The sequence below is a fragment of the Bradyrhizobium sp. BR 1433 genome, from assembly GCF_051547665.1.
In the GTDB taxonomy this organism is placed as follows: Bacteria; Pseudomonadota; Alphaproteobacteria; order Rhizobiales; family Xanthobacteraceae; genus Bradyrhizobium; species Bradyrhizobium australafricanum.
In genome coordinates this window covers 2500729-2517744 of record NZ_JBPUGG010000001.1, presented here as the reverse complement: position 1 = coordinate 2517744, position 17016 = coordinate 2500729, and the positions used below count along the sequence as shown (strand labels likewise).

Annotated in this window: 18 protein-coding genes, 3 pseudogenes and 1 riboswitch; of the genes and pseudogenes, 7 read left to right on the top strand and 14 right to left on the bottom strand. The window is 64.5% G+C overall.

Translation table 11 applies throughout. The annotated features are described in order from the left end of the window. Positions 1–40: 40 nt before the first annotated feature. Positions 41–803 (top strand): annotated as a pseudogene (locus ACSKB9_RS12655) (SOS response-associated peptidase). A 345-nt stretch (positions 804–1148) separates the two neighbouring features. On the opposite strand, the gene ACSKB9_RS12650 reads toward ACSKB9_RS12655, so the two are convergent. From ACSKB9_RS12650 to ACSKB9_RS12640, 3 genes are all read right to left on the bottom strand, one after another. Beyond that, positions 1149–1544, bottom strand: coding sequence for a RidA family protein (locus ACSKB9_RS12650; protein ID WP_438073499.1), 396 nt, complete (start codon positions 1542–1544; stop codon positions 1149–1151). A gap of 4 nt (positions 1545–1548) precedes the next feature. After that, the gene (locus ACSKB9_RS12645) at positions 1549–2028 is read right to left on the bottom strand and encodes a DUF6691 family protein (protein ID WP_438073497.1); all 480 of its coding nucleotides are present in this window, start codon (positions 2026–2028) and stop codon (positions 1549–1551) included. 67 nt (positions 2029–2095) lie between these two features. After that, positions 2096–2533, bottom strand: a complete 438-nt coding sequence (locus tag ACSKB9_RS12640) for a YeeE/YedE family protein (protein ID WP_438073495.1) — start codon at positions 2531–2533, stop codon at positions 2096–2098. A gap of 207 nt (positions 2534–2740) precedes the next feature. On the opposite strand from ACSKB9_RS12640, the gene ACSKB9_RS12635 reads away from it, so the two are divergent. Beyond that, positions 2741–3175 carry a hypothetical protein gene (locus ACSKB9_RS12635; protein ID WP_028332611.1) on the top strand — a complete coding sequence of 145 codons (435 nt, stop codon included), beginning with the start codon at positions 2741–2743 and terminating at the stop codon, positions 3173–3175. A 20-nt stretch (positions 3176–3195) separates the two neighbouring features. On the opposite strand, the gene ACSKB9_RS12630 is transcribed toward ACSKB9_RS12635, so the two are convergent. Further along, positions 3196–3711, bottom strand: coding sequence for a mismatch-specific DNA-glycosylase (locus ACSKB9_RS12630; RefSeq protein ID WP_438073493.1), 516 nt, complete (start codon positions 3709–3711; stop codon positions 3196–3198). A 62-nt stretch (positions 3712–3773) separates the two neighbouring features. Between ACSKB9_RS12630 and ACSKB9_RS12625 the strand changes: the two genes are divergently transcribed. Continuing rightward, on the top strand, positions 3774–3935 hold the full coding sequence (locus ACSKB9_RS12625; protein ID WP_438073492.1) for a hypothetical protein: 162 nt from the start codon (positions 3774–3776) through the stop codon (positions 3933–3935). A gap of 95 nt (positions 3936–4030) precedes the next feature. Here the strand turns inward: ACSKB9_RS12625 and ACSKB9_RS12620 are convergent, their stop codons facing one another. After that, positions 4031–4426, bottom strand: a complete 396-nt coding sequence (locus ACSKB9_RS12620) for a hypothetical protein (RefSeq protein ID WP_438073490.1) — start codon at positions 4424–4426, stop codon at positions 4031–4033. A 227-nt stretch (positions 4427–4653) separates the two neighbouring features. Here ACSKB9_RS12620 and ACSKB9_RS12615 point away from each other — a divergent pair, with 227 nt between their 5' ends. After that, positions 4654–6321, top strand: coding sequence for a flavin-containing monooxygenase (locus ACSKB9_RS12615; RefSeq protein WP_438073488.1), 1668 nt, complete (start codon positions 4654–4656; stop codon positions 6319–6321). Between the two features lie 111 nt (positions 6322–6432). On the opposite strand, the gene ACSKB9_RS12610 is transcribed toward ACSKB9_RS12615, so the two are convergent. From ACSKB9_RS12610 to ACSKB9_RS12580, 7 genes and pseudogenes are all read right to left on the bottom strand, one after another. Then, positions 6433–6828 (bottom strand): hypothetical protein, encoded by a 396-nt coding sequence (locus tag ACSKB9_RS12610; protein ID WP_438073486.1) that lies wholly within the window; start codon positions 6826–6828, stop codon positions 6433–6435. 330 nt (positions 6829–7158) lie between these two features. Continuing rightward, positions 7159–9074: pseudogene (gene thiC, locus ACSKB9_RS12605) on the bottom strand (phosphomethylpyrimidine synthase ThiC). A gap of 131 nt (positions 9075–9205) precedes the next feature. Next, the gene (gene thiE, locus ACSKB9_RS12600; RefSeq protein ID WP_438073485.1) at positions 9206–9814 is read right to left on the bottom strand and encodes a thiamine phosphate synthase; all 609 of its coding nucleotides are present in this window, start codon (positions 9812–9814) and stop codon (positions 9206–9208) included. Then, on the bottom strand, positions 9801–10583 hold the full coding sequence (locus ACSKB9_RS12595) for a thiazole synthase (protein WP_438073483.1): 783 nt from the start codon (positions 10581–10583) through the stop codon (positions 9801–9803). The genes thiE and ACSKB9_RS12595 overlap by 14 nt, the downstream gene beginning before the upstream one ends. 168 nt (positions 10584–10751) lie before the next feature. Further along, the gene (gene thiS, locus ACSKB9_RS12590; RefSeq protein ID WP_092116006.1) at positions 10752–10949 is read right to left on the bottom strand and encodes a sulfur carrier protein ThiS; all 198 of its coding nucleotides are present in this window, start codon (positions 10947–10949) and stop codon (positions 10752–10754) included. A 7-nt stretch (positions 10950–10956) separates the two neighbouring features. After that, positions 10957–11988, bottom strand: coding sequence for an FAD-dependent oxidoreductase (locus ACSKB9_RS12585; RefSeq protein WP_438073480.1), 1032 nt, complete (start codon positions 11986–11988; stop codon positions 10957–10959). After that, positions 11956–12097, bottom strand: a riboswitch (TPP riboswitch). It overlaps the preceding gene by 33 nt. Before the next feature lie 108 nt (positions 12098–12205). After that, entirely contained in the window at positions 12206–12730 is a 525-nt protein-coding gene (locus tag ACSKB9_RS12580) for a lytic transglycosylase domain-containing protein (protein WP_057014952.1), read from the bottom strand. A gap of 371 nt (positions 12731–13101) precedes the next feature. Here ACSKB9_RS12580 and ACSKB9_RS12575 point away from each other — a divergent pair, with 371 nt between their 5' ends. Beyond that, a complete protein-coding gene (locus ACSKB9_RS12575; protein WP_028332600.1) occupies positions 13102–13299 on the top strand; it encodes a hypothetical protein in 198 nt (65 codons plus the stop codon). Positions 13300–13328: 29 nt separating this feature from the next. Here ACSKB9_RS12575 and ACSKB9_RS12570 read toward each other — a convergent pair. Further along, positions 13329–14684 (bottom strand): annotated as a pseudogene (locus ACSKB9_RS12570) (ATP-binding protein). A gap of 2 nt (positions 14685–14686) precedes the next feature. Further along, the gene (locus ACSKB9_RS12565) at positions 14687–15424 is read right to left on the bottom strand and encodes a response regulator (protein ID WP_018273044.1); all 738 of its coding nucleotides are present in this window, start codon (positions 15422–15424) and stop codon (positions 14687–14689) included. Positions 15425–15711: 287 nt separating this feature from the next. Between ACSKB9_RS12565 and ACSKB9_RS12560 the strand changes: the two genes are divergently transcribed. After that, entirely contained in the window at positions 15712–16089 is a 378-nt protein-coding gene (locus tag ACSKB9_RS12560; RefSeq protein ID WP_028332598.1) for a PRC-barrel domain-containing protein, read from the top strand. Positions 16090–16425: 336 nt separating this feature from the next. After that, complete coding sequence (locus tag ACSKB9_RS12555) at positions 16426–16953, top strand: PRC-barrel domain-containing protein (RefSeq protein ID WP_028332597.1); 528 nt, start codon at positions 16426–16428, stop codon at positions 16951–16953. The last annotated feature ends 63 nt before the right edge of the window (positions 16954–17016 follow it).

Genomic DNA, 17016 nt, shown 5'->3' with positions numbered 1-17016 from the left:
AAGTTAAGGCAGAATAAACGGATACCACTCTGGACGGCAAATGTGCGGACGCTTTGTCATTACCTCGCCGCCGGCGGCCTTGCGCGAGATGTTCGGCTATATCGAGCAGCCGAATTTTCCGCCACGGTATAATGTTGCGCCGACCCAGCCGATCCCGGTGGTGCTGCTGCAGAATGGCGGCCGGCATTTTCAATTGATGCGCTGGGGCCTGATCCCGTCGTGGGTCAAGGACCCCAGGACCTTCTCGCTGCTGATCAACGCGCGCTCCGAGACGGTGCGCGAGAAGCCGGCCTTCAAGAACGCGATCAAGCGGCGCCGCGCGCTGATTCCCGCTGACGGCTATTACGAATGGCACGATGCCGGCGGCCGCAAGCGGCCGTTCTTCATCCATCGCCGCGACGACCACCCGCTCGCCTTTGCCGCGCTCGCCGAGACCTGGATGGGACCGAACGGCGAGGAGCAGGACACGGTCGCGATCGTTACCGCGCCCGCGAGCCCTGATCTTGCGCAGCTGCATCACCGCGTGCCGGTCACGATCAGGCCCGAGCAATTCGCGCGCTGGCTCGAACTGCCTGCCGAACGATGTCGACGACGTGATGCCGATGCTGAAGGGCCCCGAGGTCGGCGAGTTCGCCTGGCACCAGGTGACGATGCGCGTCAACGCCGTCGCCAACGACGATGCGCAATTGCTGCTGCCGATGACCGCGGAGGAAATCGCCGCGGAAGACGCGCCGCAGCCGAAGAAGGCCGCGCCGAGAAAGGCGCCGGTGCGGGAGGATGACGGGCAGGGGTCGTTGTTTTAGCAAATGTCTGCACAGCTGCGCAGCTAGGGCTGGAATTGAAGCGCAGCTCTCCACGTCGTCGTCCCGGCGAAAGCCGGGACCCATAACCACAGGGCTGCATTGTTGAAGCGCGCTGCAACTCCAGCTTCGCAAACCAATTGAGATTTGTGGCTATGGGTCCCGGCCTTCGCCGGGACGACATTGAATATGTTGCACGGGCAGTGGATCATGCTTCGACTCTCGCAACATGATCTGCCCGAGCTTTGCATTTCGTTTCGCCGCTCTCTCCGCTCGTCATTCCGGGCTCGCGCAAGCGGCGCTCCCTCAGGTGCGCAATTGCGCACCGGGGAATGACGGAGAGAGTCGTCACCCCTTCACGTGTGCCACGCCCTCGATCTCGATCAGCATCCTCGGATTGGGCAGCGCCACCACCACGCAGGTGGTGCGCGCGGGGTAGGGGGCGGGGCCGAACGCGCCGGCATACAGCGCGTTCATCGTCGCGACGTCGCTGGCGCGCGTCAGCAGCACGTTGACCTTGACGAGATCGCGCATCGTCGCGCCCGCCTCGCTCAGCACGCGCTTGAAATTGGTCACGACATTGGCGAACTGCGCCTCGAAGCCGTCGGGCAGCTCGCGATTGGCGTCAAAGCCGGGAATGCCGGAGATGAACAACAAATCGCCGACGCGGGCGCCGAACGAGAGTGGCGGCGCCTGGACGCCGGGCGGAGGAGGGAAGTGCTTGATTGTGGTCTTTTCAGTCATTGGGTCACCCGTCTGCGCGAGATGGCAGGGGAGAAGTTTCGATGGCGCGCGGCGCCGCTGCACGCCGGCGCCAAAGATTCCTGCCGAAGAGATTCTGGCCGATCATGCCTGCGAGCATCGCGACGACGAAGACCACGATCGGTAGCGAGAGGCCGGCGAGATTGACCAGTGCCGGCCCGGGGCAGATGCCGACGAGGCCCCAGCCGATGCCGAACAGCACCGCGCCGGCAACCAGCGGCGCATCGATGTCGGTGCGGTCGGGCCAGAGGAAGCGCGCCGAGAAGGCGGGGGCCGTGCGCCGCCGGGCGATCGCAAAGCCGGTTGCTGCGACCGCAACAGCGCCCGCCATCACGAAGGCGAGCGTCGCGTCCCACGCGCCGAACAGATCGAGGAAGCCGAGCACCTTCTGCGGATCGGTCATGCCGGAGATCAGAAGCCCCGCGCCGAAGATCAGGCCGCAGGCAAAACTGGCAAGCACCGCCATCGCTAAACCGCTCCTTGTTCGAGCATGATCCTTTCGGAAAACCGCTTCGCACTTTTCCGGATCATGCTTAGCCTCCGATCCCGTGCCTGACGATTGCGACCGTCGCGATCGCCGTCAGCATGAAGATGCATGTTGCCACGATCGAGCGGCCGGACAGCCGCGCGAAGCCGCAGACGCCGTGGCCCGAGGTGCAGCCATTGCCCATCCTTGTACCGAATCCGACCAGCGCGCCCGCGATCGCGACCACCACAAGGCTCGCGTTGATCGCCGGCCGCGGCAGCGGCGCGCCGAACAGCGCCGCAATCAGGGGCGCTCCGATCAGTCCCGCGATGAACGCGATGCGCCAGGAATGGTCGGCGCTGCGGTCGGCGGTATCGGCCTGCAGCGCGCCGCCGACGATGCCGGTGACCCCGGCGATTCGCCCGGTCAGCAGCATCAAGAGCGCGGCGGCAAGCCCGATCAGCGCGCCGCCGGCAAGGCCGGAAAGTGGGGTCAAATCGTGCATCGATGCAGATCCCTGTTGCGCAAACTCCTCAGCGATCCGGCAAAGCGGTGGGCGCGCATGCGCCAGTGGTCGCGCGGCTGCAGAGGCGATGATAGACTCCGCACCATCAGGAACAAGCGCAATCCCGCATGTTTCGCGGCATTTCAGCGATGCCGCCGGTCGGCTGGATTGCCGCGATTCGCTCTCACTTCGTCCGGAGAATCCCCCATGAAGTTGCCATCCGTCGCCCGCGCCGCGCTGCTCGCGCTGGCGATGCTCACCGGAACGTCCGCTGCCCTGGCTGACGAGGGCGCGGTGACGCTCGTGATCTTCAAGGGCGGCTGGGTGTTCGGCGGCTCCGCCGGCAAGGGCGTCATGACCTTCCACGGCCAGACCTATGGGCTCACGGCCGGCGGGCTGGACTATGGGCTCGTGTTCGGCGGCTCGCAGACCACGTTGCAGGGGCGGGTGCGCAATATCCGCCGTCCGCAGGATATCAACGGCGTCTATGCCGCGGCGGGCATGGGCGTTGCGCTCGGCGCCGGCGTGCGCGGCATCCTCTTGACCAACCAGAACGGCGCGGTGCTCGAATTGAGCGGCAAGCAGGTCGGGCTGATGGCCAATGTCGACCTCAGCGGGCTTGCGATCACGTTGAAGGAGTAGGGGGGCGGTCTCGTACCATCCTACGGTTCCGTGATCCACTCGGCGAGTTCGCGCCACGGCTGCAAACTCCAATGCCCCGAGGCCGCGCCGGATGGCGACGGCAGCACGAACACTTCGGGAAAGCCGTTCACTGATGGCTGCCGACCGAGCATGAGCGCGCTGGTCGGCCTGTTGTAAAACAGGCTCGCCGCCTTCCTGCTGGTGAAGGCGACGGCCTTCGGCCGAAACGTCTCGATCTTCGCCCGGAAGCCGACGACGTCGAACGACTGCCTGTTGATCTCGTGATCCATCCCGGCGCCGGTCTTGGAGAGATCGGTGAAGCCGATGCCGAGCGATAGCAGCGCCGCGAACTCGTCCGGCCGATAGCGCCGCGGTGTGATGCCGGCCTCGTGCAGCGCACGCCAGAACCGGTTGCCGGGATGCGCGTAGTAATGCCCGACGGCGGCTGACCACGTGCTGGCCGCGGTGCCGACGAACACCAGGCGCAGATTGGCGCGGAGCTGGTCGGGGAGGCGGTGGCTGTCGCTGTCGGGCATTTGAGAGATGGCGGAAGTCGCTTGGTTACCGTTGATCGGGCTACGGCGAAAGAGCCGCCGGTGTGACGGACCCGACCGTTACCATTTCCGCCGCTCTCGTCACCGGCCATGACGATGTGGAAACCAGCGTCGGGCTGGTCGTCGCAGATGCGCAGGACCAAAATAGCGAAAACAACCCCATGCAAAGGAGCTGGCGGCTGCCGCCGTCCGATACGGTACCTTGACACGTCGGGCAAATCAGGGATACATTTCCAATATTCCGAAATCGTATGAGCATCCCCAGCCCGCCAGGCTGGCGCATATGGCGTCCCGTCACGCGCTAGCGCACCGGCTCCTTGATTTCGTCTTCGGCCGTCACCGCCTGCGCCGGCCCAGTCGAACGCACCATCAGAAAATTTCCCGAGAACGCCGTGCCGCGGATGCTCCAGCGGCCGTCGATCTCGGTCGCGTCGGCATTGACCGCGCCCTCATAGTGCACGGTGTCATAGCCGTAGCCCGGCGGCTCGTAGCGTTTGACGAACGTAACCGCGCTGCCGGAGCGCTGACCCGCGAGCGAGGCATTGTGCGTGCTGATCGGACAGCCCGGCATCACGCAGGGTTCGGTCACGCTGCCGCCGAGCGCGCCGCCGGCGTCGATCAACGTCGCCAGGAACGTGACCATGCCGCTCGGCTGAACATAGCTGCCGTCCCAGACGCCGGTGAGATTGTCGGTCATATCGGTCCAACGTACGATGCGGTAGGTAGCCCGCATGAGCGTAGCGATATGCGGGGCGGATGAACCCGGATCTCGCTACGCTCATCCGGGCTACGCTTCAGTCGTAACGATCGATGTGGTGCACGCAGCGCCTCAACGCAAGTCGTGCCCGCTCGCGCGCGGTTGCCTGCAGGTGCAAAAGGGTCTGTAATCCACCCAAACAGATCAAGAAGAATTTTGGAGCGGACATGATGGGAGAAGCGAAAACCCATTACGAGGTGATCGTGGTCGGCGCCGGCGTCGCCGGCATCTACCAGATCAAGCGGCTGGCCGATCTCGGCATCGATGCCACCGTGCTGGAAGCCGCGCCCGATCTCGGCGGCACCTGGTACTGGAACCGCTATCCGGGCTGCCGCTTCGATTCCGAGAGCTATACCTACGGCTTCTCGTTCTCGCGCGAGCTGCTCGACGAGTGGCACTGGAAGGAGCGCTTCTCCGGCCAGCCCGAGAACCTGCGCTACCTCAACTACGTCGCCGACAAGTTCGACCTGCGCAAGCACATGCAGTTCAATTGCAAGGTCGATATCATGCAGTTCGACGAGACGCGCGATCTCTGGCAATTGAGGATCAGTGACGGCCGCGAACTGACCTGCCGCTTCGTGGTGCTCGCGATCGGGCTGCTGTCCGCGCCGACCATGCCGCGCGTGCCGGGCATCGAAAACTTCAAGGGCCGCTCGTTCCACACCTATTACTGGCCGCACGAGCCGGTCGATCTTGCCGGCAAGAAAGTCGCGGTGATCGGCACCGGCGCGACCGGCATCCAGCTCATCGGCGAGATCGCCGACAAGGTCGGCGAGCTCACGGTGTTCCAGCGCCGGCCGAACTGGAGCGCGCCGCTCAACAACTCCGCGATCTCCGACGAGGAGATGGCCGACATCCGCGCCCGCTATGACGAGATTTTTGCTGCCTGCGCGTTGACGCCGGGCAGCTTTGTGCATGGGCCCGACAAGCGCGGCTTCTACGAGGTGAGCCGCGAGGAGCGGCTCAAGCTGTGGGACAAGCTCTACGACGAGCCCGGCTTCGGCATCTGGCTCGCGAACTTCCGCGAGATCTTCATGGACGAAGCCGCCAATGCGGAACTCTCGGAATATATCGCGGGCCGTATCCGCCAGCGCGTGAACGATCCTGATGTCGCCGAGAAGCTGATCCCGCGGGATCACGGTTTTGGCGTGCAGCGGCTGCCGCTGGAGACCCGCTATTTCGAGGCCTATAACCGCGACAATGTGCAGCTCGTCGACCTCTCCGAGACGCCGCTGGTTCGCGTCACCGAGACCGGCCTGCGCACCACGGCGCGCGACTACGATTTCGACATCATCGTCTACGCCACCGGCTTCGACGCCATCACCGGCGCCTACGACCTGATCGATATCCGCGGCATCGGCGGCGAGCGCCTTGCCGACAAGTGGAAGCACGCGCCGTCGACCTTCCTCGGCATGCTCGTGCACGGCTTCCCGAACCTGTTGATGCCGACCGGCCCGCAAAGCGCCTCCGCGTCCACCAACTTCCCGCGCGGCATCGAGAACGGCGTCAACTGGTGCACCAATCTCCTGCAACACATGTGGGACCGCAGCCTGACCCGCGCCGACGCCACGCTGGAAGCGCAAGAGCGCTGGACCGCGCATGTCGTCAAGATGTACGAGATCATGCTGATGCGCAAAGCCAAGGGCTGGTTCACCGGCTACAACTCCAACGTCCCCGGCCACGAGGAGGGGACGGTGCGCTACTTCGTCTACAACGGCGGCACGCCGAAGTTTTTGGGAATCATCAACGGGGTAGCGGAGAAGGGGTATCAGGAGATTGCGTTTGGTGCGGGGGCGCGGGGCGGAGTGCAAGCAGCTGTCGGGGCGACGGCGTAGGATTCAGGAATAGTCCGGTAGCCCGCATGAGCGTAGCGATATGCGGGACAGGTAAACCCCGGATATCGCTTCGCTCATCCGGGCTACTTGCTCAAGCCGTCGCCGCCGACCTCACATCGAGCAGCGAACATACGGCGTCTCAATGGGCACCGGTGCCTTGGAGCTGAGTATGATCTTGTTCTCGCCGGAGAGTGTTATGTCGAATGACACGTCCGAAATCGCGACGCCGTCCGAGCACGCCGCAATCACACGGATATTCTGCCCGTCATCATGCAGCGATTTGACGGTGCATTTCTGAAACGTGCCGGTGATTTGCTTGCCCTGAACGATCAGGCCGCCCGCGTTGAGATCGGCATCTTTCCTGAACGCGAGCTTGTTGTTCTCCTTGGTGAAGACCTGGTTGCAAGCCGAGGCGTCGATCGTCCAGGCTCCGCTCAAATCCGCAGCCTGTGTCGAGGCCACCTGCGCAACGAGAAATACGAATAGCACGGCGTTGAAGGTTCTCATGAAACTCTCCAATCAAATGGTCATTAAGCTGCAGGACTCTCTGCAAAACGAATGTGGAAAGTCGCTCAATCGTCTATTTGAGGGGAGCCATGATAACATGCCCGGCGCGGCTTTCACCGTTTTTTGAGCATCGTAGCATGCGGTGAGGTGAAGGGCCTTTCGTTGATCCAGGTCAATGGTTCTGGGGCGCTCTTGGTGGCTTTGGGCCGGTCGTGACCGGGGCCATCCGGACGCGCGATGGATTTAGTGAACGCTAGAAGCAAAAAGGCCGGGCTTTCACCCGGCCTTTCTGGATGCCCAGGTTTTGCCCGGGCATGACGAGCGCGAGGGTTAAAACACCCTGTTGCTCTCCTTCACCTTGTCGGCGTCGAGATACACGTTCTCACCCATCTCCTTGAACTTGGCGCTCATCTGCGCCATGCCTTTTTCTATTTCTGAAGACGGGATTTGATCGCCTTCGGCTCCAAATCCCTGTTGCTCCTTGTCGTTGAGCGTCGCGGCGTAGTCGCGGACGTCCTGGGTGATCTTCATCGAGCAGAATTTCGGGCCGCACATCGAGCAGAAATGCGCGACCTTATGGGCTTCCTTCGGCAGGGTCTCGTCGTGGAAGTTCTTCGCGGTGTCCGGATCGAGGCCGAGGTTGAACTGGTCCTCCCAGCGGAAGTCGAACCGCGCGCGGCTGAGCGCATCGTCGCGGAGCTGCGCGGCGGGGTGGCCCTTGGCGAGGTCGGCGGCGTGGGCCGCGATCTTGTAGGTGATGACGCCGGTCTTGACGTCGTTGCGGTCGGGCAGGCCGAGATGCTCCTTCGGCGTGACGTAGCAGAGCATCGCGCAGCCGAACCAGCCGATCATCGCCGCGCCGATGCCCGAGGTGATGTGGTCATAGCCCGGCGCGATGTCGGTCGTCAGCGGCCCGAGGGTGTAGAACGGCGCCTCGCCGCACTCCTTGAGCTGCTTGTCCATGTTGATCTTGATCTTGTGCATCGGCACGTGGCCGGGGCCCTCGATCATGACCTGGCAGCCCTTGTCCCACGCGATCTTGGTCAGTTCGCCGAGCGTCTCCAGCTCCGCGAACTGCGCGCGGTCGTTGGCGTCCGCAATCGAGCCCGGCGCAGGCCGTCGCCGAGCGAGAACGAGACGTCATACTTGCGCATCAGATCGCAGATCTCGTCGAAATGGGTGTAGAGGAAGCTCTCCTTGTGATGCGCAAGGCACCACTTCGCCATGATCGAGCCGCCGCGCGACACGATGCCGGTGACGCGGTTGGCGGTGAGGTGGATGTAAGAGAGGCGCACGCCGGCGTGGATCGTGAAGTAGTCGACGCCCTGCTCGCACTGCTCGATCAGGGTGTCCTTGTAGAGCTCCCAGGTCAGCTTGACCGGATCGCCGTCGCACTTCTCCAGCGCCTGGTAGATCGGCACCGTGCCGATCGGCACCGGCGAGTTGCGCAAAATCCATTCGCGGGTGGTGTGGATGTTGCGGCCCGTCGAGAGGTCCATCACGGTGTCGGCGCCCCAGCGGATCGCCCACACCATCTTGTCGACCTCTTCCTCGACCGACGAGGTCACCGCCGAGTTGCCGATATTGGCGTTGATCTTGGTCAGGAAGTTGCGGCCGATGATCATCGGCTCGAGCTCGGCATGGTTGATGTTGGAGGGAATGATGGCGCGGCCGCGCGCGATCTCGTCGCGAACGAATTCCGGCGTGATGAAGGCCGGCACCGCAGCGCCGAAGCTTTCGCCGTCGGCAAGCGCAGCCTCGGCGCGCTCGAGCTGTTGCTTGCGGCCGAGATTCTCGCGCTCGGCGACATAGATCATCTCCTTGGTGATGATGCCGGCGCGGGCGAACTCGAGCTGCGTGATCTTGTGGCCGTCGAGGCCGCGCAGCGGCGTGTGGTGCGCGGTGAACGCCTTGGCGGCGTGCGCGGCGCCGACATTGCCGTTGTCCTCCGGCTTGATGGTGCGGCCCTCATATTCCTCGACGCCGCCGCGCTCCTTGACCCAGGCGAGCCGATTGCGCGGCAGGCCGGCATTGACGTCGATCGTCACGTTCGGGTCGGTGTAGGGGCCCGACGTGTCGTAGACCGGCAGGTTCGGCTCGCCGGCGCCCTCCGACAGCATGATCTCGCGCAGCGGCACGCGCAGATCGGACGCGGCCTCCGGCGTCGCAAAGATCTTGCGTGAGGCGGGCAGCGCGCCGGTGGTGACGGCGGGACGGGTGGTGTCGGGATTGGAGCGGATGTTCATGAGGGATCCTCCTTATCTTGTCGTCATTCCGGACGGTCCGTTAGGACCGATCCGGAATCTCGAGGTTGTGGCGCGAGATTCCGGGTTCACGCTACGCGTGCCCCGGAATGACGCCGGTGGAAATTTCTGCATCACGCGGCCTCCGCGCTGAGGCCGAGCCATTGTCTGACCCGCGCGTCTGGGTCGGGGTTCTGGGTGACGTCACTGACGACGGCGATCGAATCGGCGCCGGCGGCGAAGATCTCGGCCGCATGCTCGAACTTGATGCCGCCGATCGCGACAAGGGGGATCCCGCCGATCCGCTTCTTCCACTCGGTGATCTTCGGAATGCCCTGCGGCTCGAACCGCATCGATTTGAGCGTGGTGAAGAAGATCGGGCCGAGCGCGACATAGTCGGGCTTGGCGGCGAGCGCGGTGGCGAGCTCGGCGTCGTCATGGGTGGAGATGCCGAGCGTCAAGTTCGCTTTGCGGATCTCGCCGAGGTCGGCCTCGGCGAGGTCTTCCTGCCCGAGATGCAGATGCTCGGCGCCGGCGACGATCGCCGCGCGCCAATAGTCGTTGACCACGAGCTTGGTCGGCGTGCCCTTGGTCACTGCGAGCGCATCGCTGACGATCTGCAGCGCCCCGGCATCGTCGAGCTCCTTGGCGCGCAGCTGGATGGTGCCGACGCCGAGTTTTGTCAGTCGCTCGACCCATTTGATGCTGTCGACGACGGGATAGAAGGGATCAGGATACAGCATGCCAGAACGGGGTCCCAACGACAGGGGTGGAGGGGGAGGCGAAGTCGCGGGCTTCCATCAGCCCGGCTTCGTAAGCGGTGCGGCCGGCCTCGACGCCGAGGCGGAAGGCATTGGCCATCGCGACGGGATCGGCCGCTTTGGCGACCGCGGTGTTGAGCAGCACGGCGTCATAGCCGAGCTCGAGCGCCTCGGCGGCATGCGATGGCGCCCCTAAACCGGCGTCGACCACCAGCGTGATGTCGGGCAGGCGGTCGCGCAGCAGCTTCAGCGCGTCGCGGTTGGTGATGCCCTTGGCGCTGCCGATCGGAGCTGCCCACGGCATCACCACCTTGCAGCCGGCGTCGACCAGCCGCGAGGCGACCGAGAAATCCTCGGTGCAATAGGGGAAAACTTCAAAACCGTCCTTGATCAGGATGCCGGCCGCCTCGACCAGGCCGACCACGTCGGGTTGCAGCGTGTTGTTGTCGGCGATCACCTCGAGCTTGATCCACGGCGTGCCGAACAATTCGCGCGCGAGCTTTGCGGTGGTCACCGCCTCCTTGACGCTACGGCAGCCAGCGGTGTTCGGCAGCACGGTGACGCCGAGCTCGCGGATCAGCGACCAGAACGCATCGCCGGTCTTGCCGCCGGCCGCCTCGCGCCGCAGCGATACCGTGACGATGCTGGCGCCGGAGGCGCGGATCGCGTTCTGCATGATCGCAGGCGAGGGATACAGCGCCGTGCCGATCAGCAGGCGTGACGGGAAGGATTTGCCGTAGAAGGTGACCATGCGTCTCCTCAAACTATACCGTCGTCCCGGCGAAGGCCGGGACCCATAACCACGACCGGAAATTGTCGGATGGGACGTCTCCCCGCGTGCTTCACTGAAGGGCCGCGGCGTATGGGTCCCGGCTTTCGCCGGGACGACGTGGGGAGGGACTTTGCGAACAAACTCACATCACCCTCCCTGCCGCGGCGTGATGATCTCGATCTCGTCGCCGGCTTTCAGCGCGGTCTCGGCCCAGCGGCTCTTCGGCACCACGTCGTAGTTCAGCGCGATCGCGAAATGCGTGCCCTCATAGTCGAGCTCGGCCAGCAGCGCATCGACGCTGACCGCACTGATCTCCCGCTGCTCGCCATTCACGATTACACGCATTGGACGATCACGCGCATTGCATCACCTCATTGTCGATTTCGCCGCGCGCAAGATAGGCGAGCGTCAGCTCCGCCAGCGCCGGCGCGAGCAGGAAGCCATGACGGTAGAGTCCGTTCACCGTGATGCGTTCCTGCTCGATCCTGATTTTCGGCAGATCGTCGGCAAATGCAGGGCGCAGGCCGGCGCCGAATTCGACGATGCGCGCCTCGGCGAATGCCGGATGCACGACATAGGCGGCCCCTAACAGCTCCAGCGCCGAGCGCACGCTGACGCCGTTGTCCTCGGCCTCGATCGAGGTCGCGCCCAGCATGAAGCGGCCGTCGCCGCGCGGGATCACGTAAAGCGGCCAGCGCGGATGGATCAGCCGCACCGGGCGCGCCAATTCGACCTCGGAGGTCTCGATGATGATCATCTCGCCCTTGACGCCGCGCAAGCTCGCCTCGCGGTCGCGCGCGGCAAGGCCGCGGCAGTCGATCACGACGCCGTCGAGATCGGCTGCCTCGGCGTCGCTGCCGAACTTGATGGCGCCGCCGGCCTTGCCGATCGCGGCATGCAGCCGCGGCAGCACGCGACGCGGCTCGACATGGCCCTCGTCGGGATAGAACAGGGCGTCACGGAAACGGCCCTCGAGCGACGGCTCAAGCGCGCGAACGCCCTCGGCGTCGATCCGGCGATGGCCGGTGGTGAGGCGGGCAAAGCGCTCGAAATCGGCGCGGTCGCGCGGATGCGCCACCACCAGCGAGCCGTTGAACGGGGTTTCCGGAACATGCTGCCGCCACAGCTCGAGCGAGCGGATGCCGAGCCGGGAGATCACCGGCTCGGAGGCCTCCGCCTCGCACCACGGCGCGAGCATCCCGCCGGCCCAGTGGCTTGTGGATTTCGTCATCGCGGCGTCACTGCGCTCATGCAGGGTGACGGCACGTCCGGCCTCTGCGAGCAAGAGCGCATGCCAGGCGCCGGCTATGCCTGCGCCGATGATGGAGATGGGGAATCCCCCGCGGTCTTGACGTCTGATACATCCCTGTCCCTTCGCCGGCATGACCCGGATCAGGTTCAAAGGGTCACCGCGGTCCCGGACTATTCGCCTACTGGCTAGCCCAAGCTTGCGGTATCTCAGCTCCTCCTTCGGAGCACCCCTCGGAACGCCCCTAATGTAGGAGGATGGGCTCGTGTGTCAACTTGTATGCCAGACGCGTTGACAGGCGGTGTCGAGGATGGCCGGCACGCGCCGTGGGGCTGCGCGGACACGATCGGCGCTATTTTTCGGCCTGTTCCGGCTTCGGCTCGGCGGTATCGGCCGTCATTTGCTCCGACTTGGCGAATTCCTTCGGCGGTGCACCCGCGCCGCCATGCTTTGCTTCCTTCAGGTGATCCCCGCGCTGGCGCTTTGCGACGTAGTAATACCCGCCCGCGAAATAACGCACGGCTCGATCGTGATTGCCATCGGCGGCGCGATAGGCGCCGGCGAGGTATTTGATGCCGTATTTGAGGTTGGTCTGGGGATCGCGCAGACCCTCGGCGGTACCGGTGTAGCCGAGGCCACGTGCAGTGCCGAGCTTGATCTGCATCAGCCCGATGGTGCCGCCGCGTCCGATCAGCTGCGGATGGTACTTGCTCTCGCGCACGATGACGCGATGCACCAGTTCTTCCGGCACGAGGTTCGCCTGGGCCTCGGCCGCCACCATCGCCTCATATTGCGCGCGCGATTGCGCCTGCGCGCTCGCGCAGGACGCCAGCACCGCGATTGCGGCAAGGCAGCCAAGGGCTTGTACGGTCTTCATCTCAATCGCTCGGGCTTTCAGATGCGCGTCGGTTCTGCGGTCTCATTGGTACGGCGAACGGGCAGGAATGTGGCAAAACCTTCGCATCAGCGAACGTTATGCATCCGTGATTGTCCGGTCATGGGGTGAAGGGACGACGCGATTGCAAGACGGATGCTTCAAATTGTTTGCTTCAATCGTCTCAGCCAAAAATTGTCCTGGCCTGCAATTTCCTTCTAATTTTTCTGACTAATTTTGCCGCACGCTATCCACAGCAGTTTGTTGTGCAAACGAATCAATGAAGGTCTAGACTTCATCCACGACAGAGTGCGCGATCGTTCAGTCAGCAGCTCTGTCCAAGCACGCAAGAAACAACATTCGGGAGATGCGCCATGGTCCGTCAGGACACCGGCTATATGCCTCGCGAAAATCCCTGCGCGCAATGCGGCAAGCCGATCGCCCGCCCTGATTGGGTGGAGCACAGCGAAGGCCGCTCGTCGTTCTTGTGGAATTGCCGCGCCTGCAATTACCGCTTCGAGGCCATCGCGATCTACGAGGAAGCGGAGCTCATTACGCCGCTCGCCGCCTGACGTCTCCTCATCGCATCAGCTTCGCCTGATCAGGCCGCGGATTTCTGCCGCTGCAATTGCTGTTGCCGCGCCGGCAATTCGATCCGGACCACGAGCCCGTGCGGCTTGCGATCGTGCAGCGACAGCGTGCCGGCATGCGCGAGCACGATGGCGTTGGCGATCGACAGACCAAGGCCGAAGCCTTCGGCCTCATCCATGTTGCGCGCCTGGTCGCCGCGCACGAACGGCTCCAGCACGCTCGCCTTGTGCGCATCCGAGATGCCGGGCCCATCATCCTCGATGTCGACGACGAGGCGGTCGGGCCTGACGTCGAGGCGGACGGCAACTTCGCCGCCGAACCGCACGGCATTCTCCACCAGATTGGTGATGCAGCGATGCAGGTCGGCCGGCCGCGCGGTCGCCATCGCGTGCTGCGGGCCCGTGTAACTGACCTTGTGTCCCATGTCGGCGAACTGATCGGTGACGAGGTGAAGCGTGCTCGCGATGTCGACCAGAGTCATCTCCTCGAGCTTGCGGTCGTTGCGCAGGAACGACAGCACCGATTCCAGCATCGAGCGCATCTGGTCGAGGTCGCGCAGCATGCGGTGGCGGTGGGTCTCGTCCTCGATGAATTCGGCGCGCAGCCGCATCCGCGTGATCGGCGTGCGCAGGTCATGGCTGATCGCGGCCAGCATCTTGGTGCGATCGTCGATCAACGCGGTGATGCGCTCGCGCATCCGGTTCAGCGCCCGGGCCAGCGAGCGGATCTCCTCCGGACCGCGCTCGGGCAGCGGCGCGGCGGCGCCGTTCAGGCTGAAGGTCTCGGCGGCCTTGACGAAGGACGACAGCGGCGCGGTCAGCGCCCATGCCGCCCACAGGCCGAGCAAGGTGACGCTGATGACGGCGAACAGCACCGTCATCATCCACGGTCCACCCCAGAACGGCCGCATGGTGCTGATCCGGCGTCAGGTTGGCGGCGAACATGGCGCCGTCGGGCAGGCGGATCGCGACGCGGCGAATTTCGCCGTCATGCGGCGTGCCGCCAGCCTCGCGCGGCAGCAGGAAGATGCGATAGCCGACGCCGAGCCGGCGCAACGCGTGCAGGCTCGGCGTGTCGGTTTCGGTGAGCGCGCCGGCATCGGCCGGCAGGTCGCCGATCGCAAGTTGGGGAAGGCACGGGCGACGTCGGCCAGGAGCCGCGGCCGCTCCGACGCCGGGGCATGCCCGAGCAGCTGCGCGGCGGCGGCGAGCTGGGTGTGCCAGCGGTCCGACGGCTCCACCCGATCAGGGCGATGGATCAGGAAGGTGGCGGTGATGATCAAGTGCAGCGCGACGATCGAAACGACGACCAGCGCCGCCATCTGGGCGCCGATCCCCCGCAGACTCAGCACGCGCAGCAGCTTCATGGTCAATTGTTCGTGGCGGCAACCGCCTCCACCCTCGGCGTGAACACATAGCCGCCGGAACGCACTGTCTTGATCATGGTGGCTTCCTGCGGATCGGGCTCGATCTTGCGGCGGATGCGGCTGACCAGCACGTCGATCGAACGTTCGAACGAGCCGGCGCTGCGGCCCTGGGTCAGGTCGAGCAGGCTGTCGCGCGACAGCACGCGGCCGGGCCGCTCGCAGAAGGTGCGCAACAGGTCGAACTCGGCGCTGGTCATGGCGACGCGTGCGCCTTCGGGGTTGCGCAGCTCGCGCAGGCGGATGTCGATACGCCAGCCGAGGAAGGTCAGCGTGGTCGCGCCCTCGATCGCGCTGGCGTTGCGCGCGGCGGCCTGCCGGCGCAGCACCGCGTTGATCCGCGCCAGCAGCTCGCGCGGGTTGAACGGCTTTGCCAGGTAATCGTCGGCGCCCATCTCGAGGCCGAGGATGCGGTCGACGTCCTCGCCGCGCGCGGTCAGCATGATGATCGGCGTCTGCGATTCCGCCCGCACCTTGCGGCACAGGCTGAGGCCGTCCTCGCCGGGCAGCATGACGTCGAGCACCAACAGATCCACGCGGTGGTCGGTCATCGCCTTGGCCATCTCGCGGCCGTCGGAGGCGGTCGTGACATGACAAGAATTGGTACGGAGATATTTTGCGATAAGGGACCGCGTCTCGCGGTCGTCCTCGACGACAAGGATATTGGGCGCAGCCTGGGTCATACCGATCTTTTGTCCGTGATCTGGGGAAAGCGGCTCAGGAATTTTGTTTCAGTGTGTGTCTGAAATCTTGCCCGGCTATCCGGGTTAACAGGTCGGCGGCAGGGAGAAAAGTTATCGTTCTTTCATCAATCCTGATGCCCCGGAATGCGGGCAGAACCCTCCCGGGACAGCGCATCGGCCCCTGGCCGCCATGGCAGCCGGAGAAAGGGCAGGGCGGCTGTCGCATCCGGGGCGGAACCCGTTACCCCGGCGACGCGTTATTTCCCTTTCAGGTCAAGGAGGGTGAGATGGCTGTCGAGGTCGGGACCAGGCCGCATCAGCTCATTGCAAGCGACCGGGTCGAGGGGACGGCGGTGCGCCGGGCCAATGGCGACATGATCGGCCATATCGAGCGGCTGATGATCGACAAGATCTCGGGCAAGGTATCGTACGCGGTGTTGAGCTTCGGTGGCTTCCTGGGCATTGGAACCAATTTGATCCCGCTGCCCTGGGGCCGGCTGCACTACAACCCGAAGTTCGAGGCCTATGAGCTCGACATCGAGGACGAGGAGCTGAAGCGCGCGCCGTCGTTCCGTGCCGACAAGGATTTCGATTGGGGCGATCGCTCGCAGGAAGTCGAGCTGCATCGCTTCTACGGCGTGCCGCCCTATTGGGGCGGCTTCTGAGCGCGCGCCAACATGCGCGCATGACGACGCTCGTCGATCGATGATGCGGTCGCCGGGGCGAGCGCGCGGCTTGTGCAGCGCGGTTCGCCGGGACGACTTAGTGAGCCAAACATCGTCACATCATGGACTGCGCGTCCGGCGCAGTCGTGAGGCTCAACCGCAAGCTCACTTGTGAGATCACGATCGCTCTCGTCAAGCGGCGCAGCGTTCCATGCGCTGAAAGGTCCTCACCCTGTTCCTCGGCCATCCAAGCGGCTTTTGAGCGCAGGTCCGTTAGGAACGGTTGCGAAGATGACGGGTTTTCCCAGCATCGATTTTGCGAGAGGAGAGCCATCAATGTTGGTCAAATCCATCATCGCCGGCCTCGCCGGCACCGCGCTGCTTGCGACCGTCGCCGTTGCGCAGACGCCAACCGACAAGGGCGACAAGATGTCTCCTGCGGCGTCGACGTCAGCCACGTCAGCCACGTCGCCGGATTCATTCAAGGGCAACTGGCGCGCGTCGAAGGTCGTCGGCCTTAGCGTGTACAACGACGCCAATGAAAGCGTCGGCTCGATCAATGATCTGCTGATGGAGAAGGGCGGTACAATCAAGGCGGTCGTGATCGGCGTCGGTGGCTTCCTTGGCGTCGGCGAGCACCTGGTCGCGGTCCCGATCGACAAGGTGAAGTTCGTGAGCGAGCCGATCGCCTATACCGGCGCCTCGAACACCGGCGCTGGCAGCACCAGCAAGACGACCACCACGGGCGCCGCGCCTGCGGCGGCGACGTCGAAGCCGAATCCCTGGTATCCGGATCACGCCGTGTTCAATGCGAGCAAGGATGAGCTGAAGGCGATGCCGGAATTCAAGTATTCGACCGACTAACGCGTCGCGTCCCCTGCAAGAGAAGAGCGCGTCCGGTTGCTGCCGGGCGCGCTTTTTGCTGGC

Coding starts and splice junctions, on each gene's coding strand:
- ACSKB9_RS12650 (WP_438073499.1), bottom strand. CDS start 1,544: ATGACTGAAAAGACCACAATCAAGCACTTCCCTCCTCCGCCCGGCGTC.
- ACSKB9_RS12645 (WP_438073497.1), bottom strand. CDS start 2,028: ATGGCGGTGCTTGCCAGTTTTGCCTGCGGCCTGATCTTCGGCGCGGGG.
- ACSKB9_RS12640 (WP_438073495.1), bottom strand. CDS start 2,533: ATGCACGATTTGACCCCACTTTCCGGCCTTGCCGGCGGCGCGCTGATC.
- ACSKB9_RS12635 (WP_028332611.1), top strand. CDS start 2,741: ATGAAGTTGCCATCCGTCGCCCGCGCCGCGCTGCTCGCGCTGGCGATG.
- ACSKB9_RS12630 (WP_438073493.1), bottom strand. CDS start 3,711: ATGCCCGACAGCGACAGCCACCGCCTCCCCGACCAGCTCCGCGCCAAT.
- ACSKB9_RS12620 (WP_438073490.1), bottom strand. CDS start 4,426: ATGACCGACAATCTCACCGGCGTCTGGGACGGCAGCTATGTTCAGCCG.
- ACSKB9_RS12615 (WP_438073488.1), top strand. CDS start 4,654: ATGATGGGAGAAGCGAAAACCCATTACGAGGTGATCGTGGTCGGCGCC.
- ACSKB9_RS12610 (WP_438073486.1), bottom strand. CDS start 6,828: ATGAGAACCTTCAACGCCGTGCTATTCGTATTTCTCGTTGCGCAGGTG.
- thiE (WP_438073485.1), bottom strand. CDS start 9,814: ATGCTGTATCCTGATCCCTTCTATCCCGTCGTCGACAGCATCAAATGG.
- ACSKB9_RS12595 (WP_438073483.1), bottom strand. CDS start 10,583: ATGGTCACCTTCTACGGCAAATCCTTCCCGTCACGCCTGCTGATCGGC.
- thiS (WP_092116006.1), bottom strand. CDS start 10,949: ATGCGTGTAATCGTGAATGGCGAGCAGCGGGAGATCAGTGCGGTCAGC.
- ACSKB9_RS12585 (WP_438073480.1), bottom strand. CDS start 11,988: ATGCCGGCGAAGGGACAGGGATGTATCAGACGTCAAGACCGCGGGGGA.
- ACSKB9_RS12580 (WP_057014952.1), bottom strand. CDS start 12,730: ATGAAGACCGTACAAGCCCTTGGCTGCCTTGCCGCAATCGCGGTGCTG.
- ACSKB9_RS12575 (WP_028332600.1), top strand. CDS start 13,102: ATGGTCCGTCAGGACACCGGCTATATGCCTCGCGAAAATCCCTGCGCG.
- ACSKB9_RS12565 (WP_018273044.1), bottom strand. CDS start 15,424: ATGACCCAGGCTGCGCCCAATATCCTTGTCGTCGAGGACGACCGCGAG.
- ACSKB9_RS12560 (WP_028332598.1), top strand. CDS start 15,712: ATGGCTGTCGAGGTCGGGACCAGGCCGCATCAGCTCATTGCAAGCGAC.
- ACSKB9_RS12555 (WP_028332597.1), top strand. CDS start 16,426: ATGTTGGTCAAATCCATCATCGCCGGCCTCGCCGGCACCGCGCTGCTT.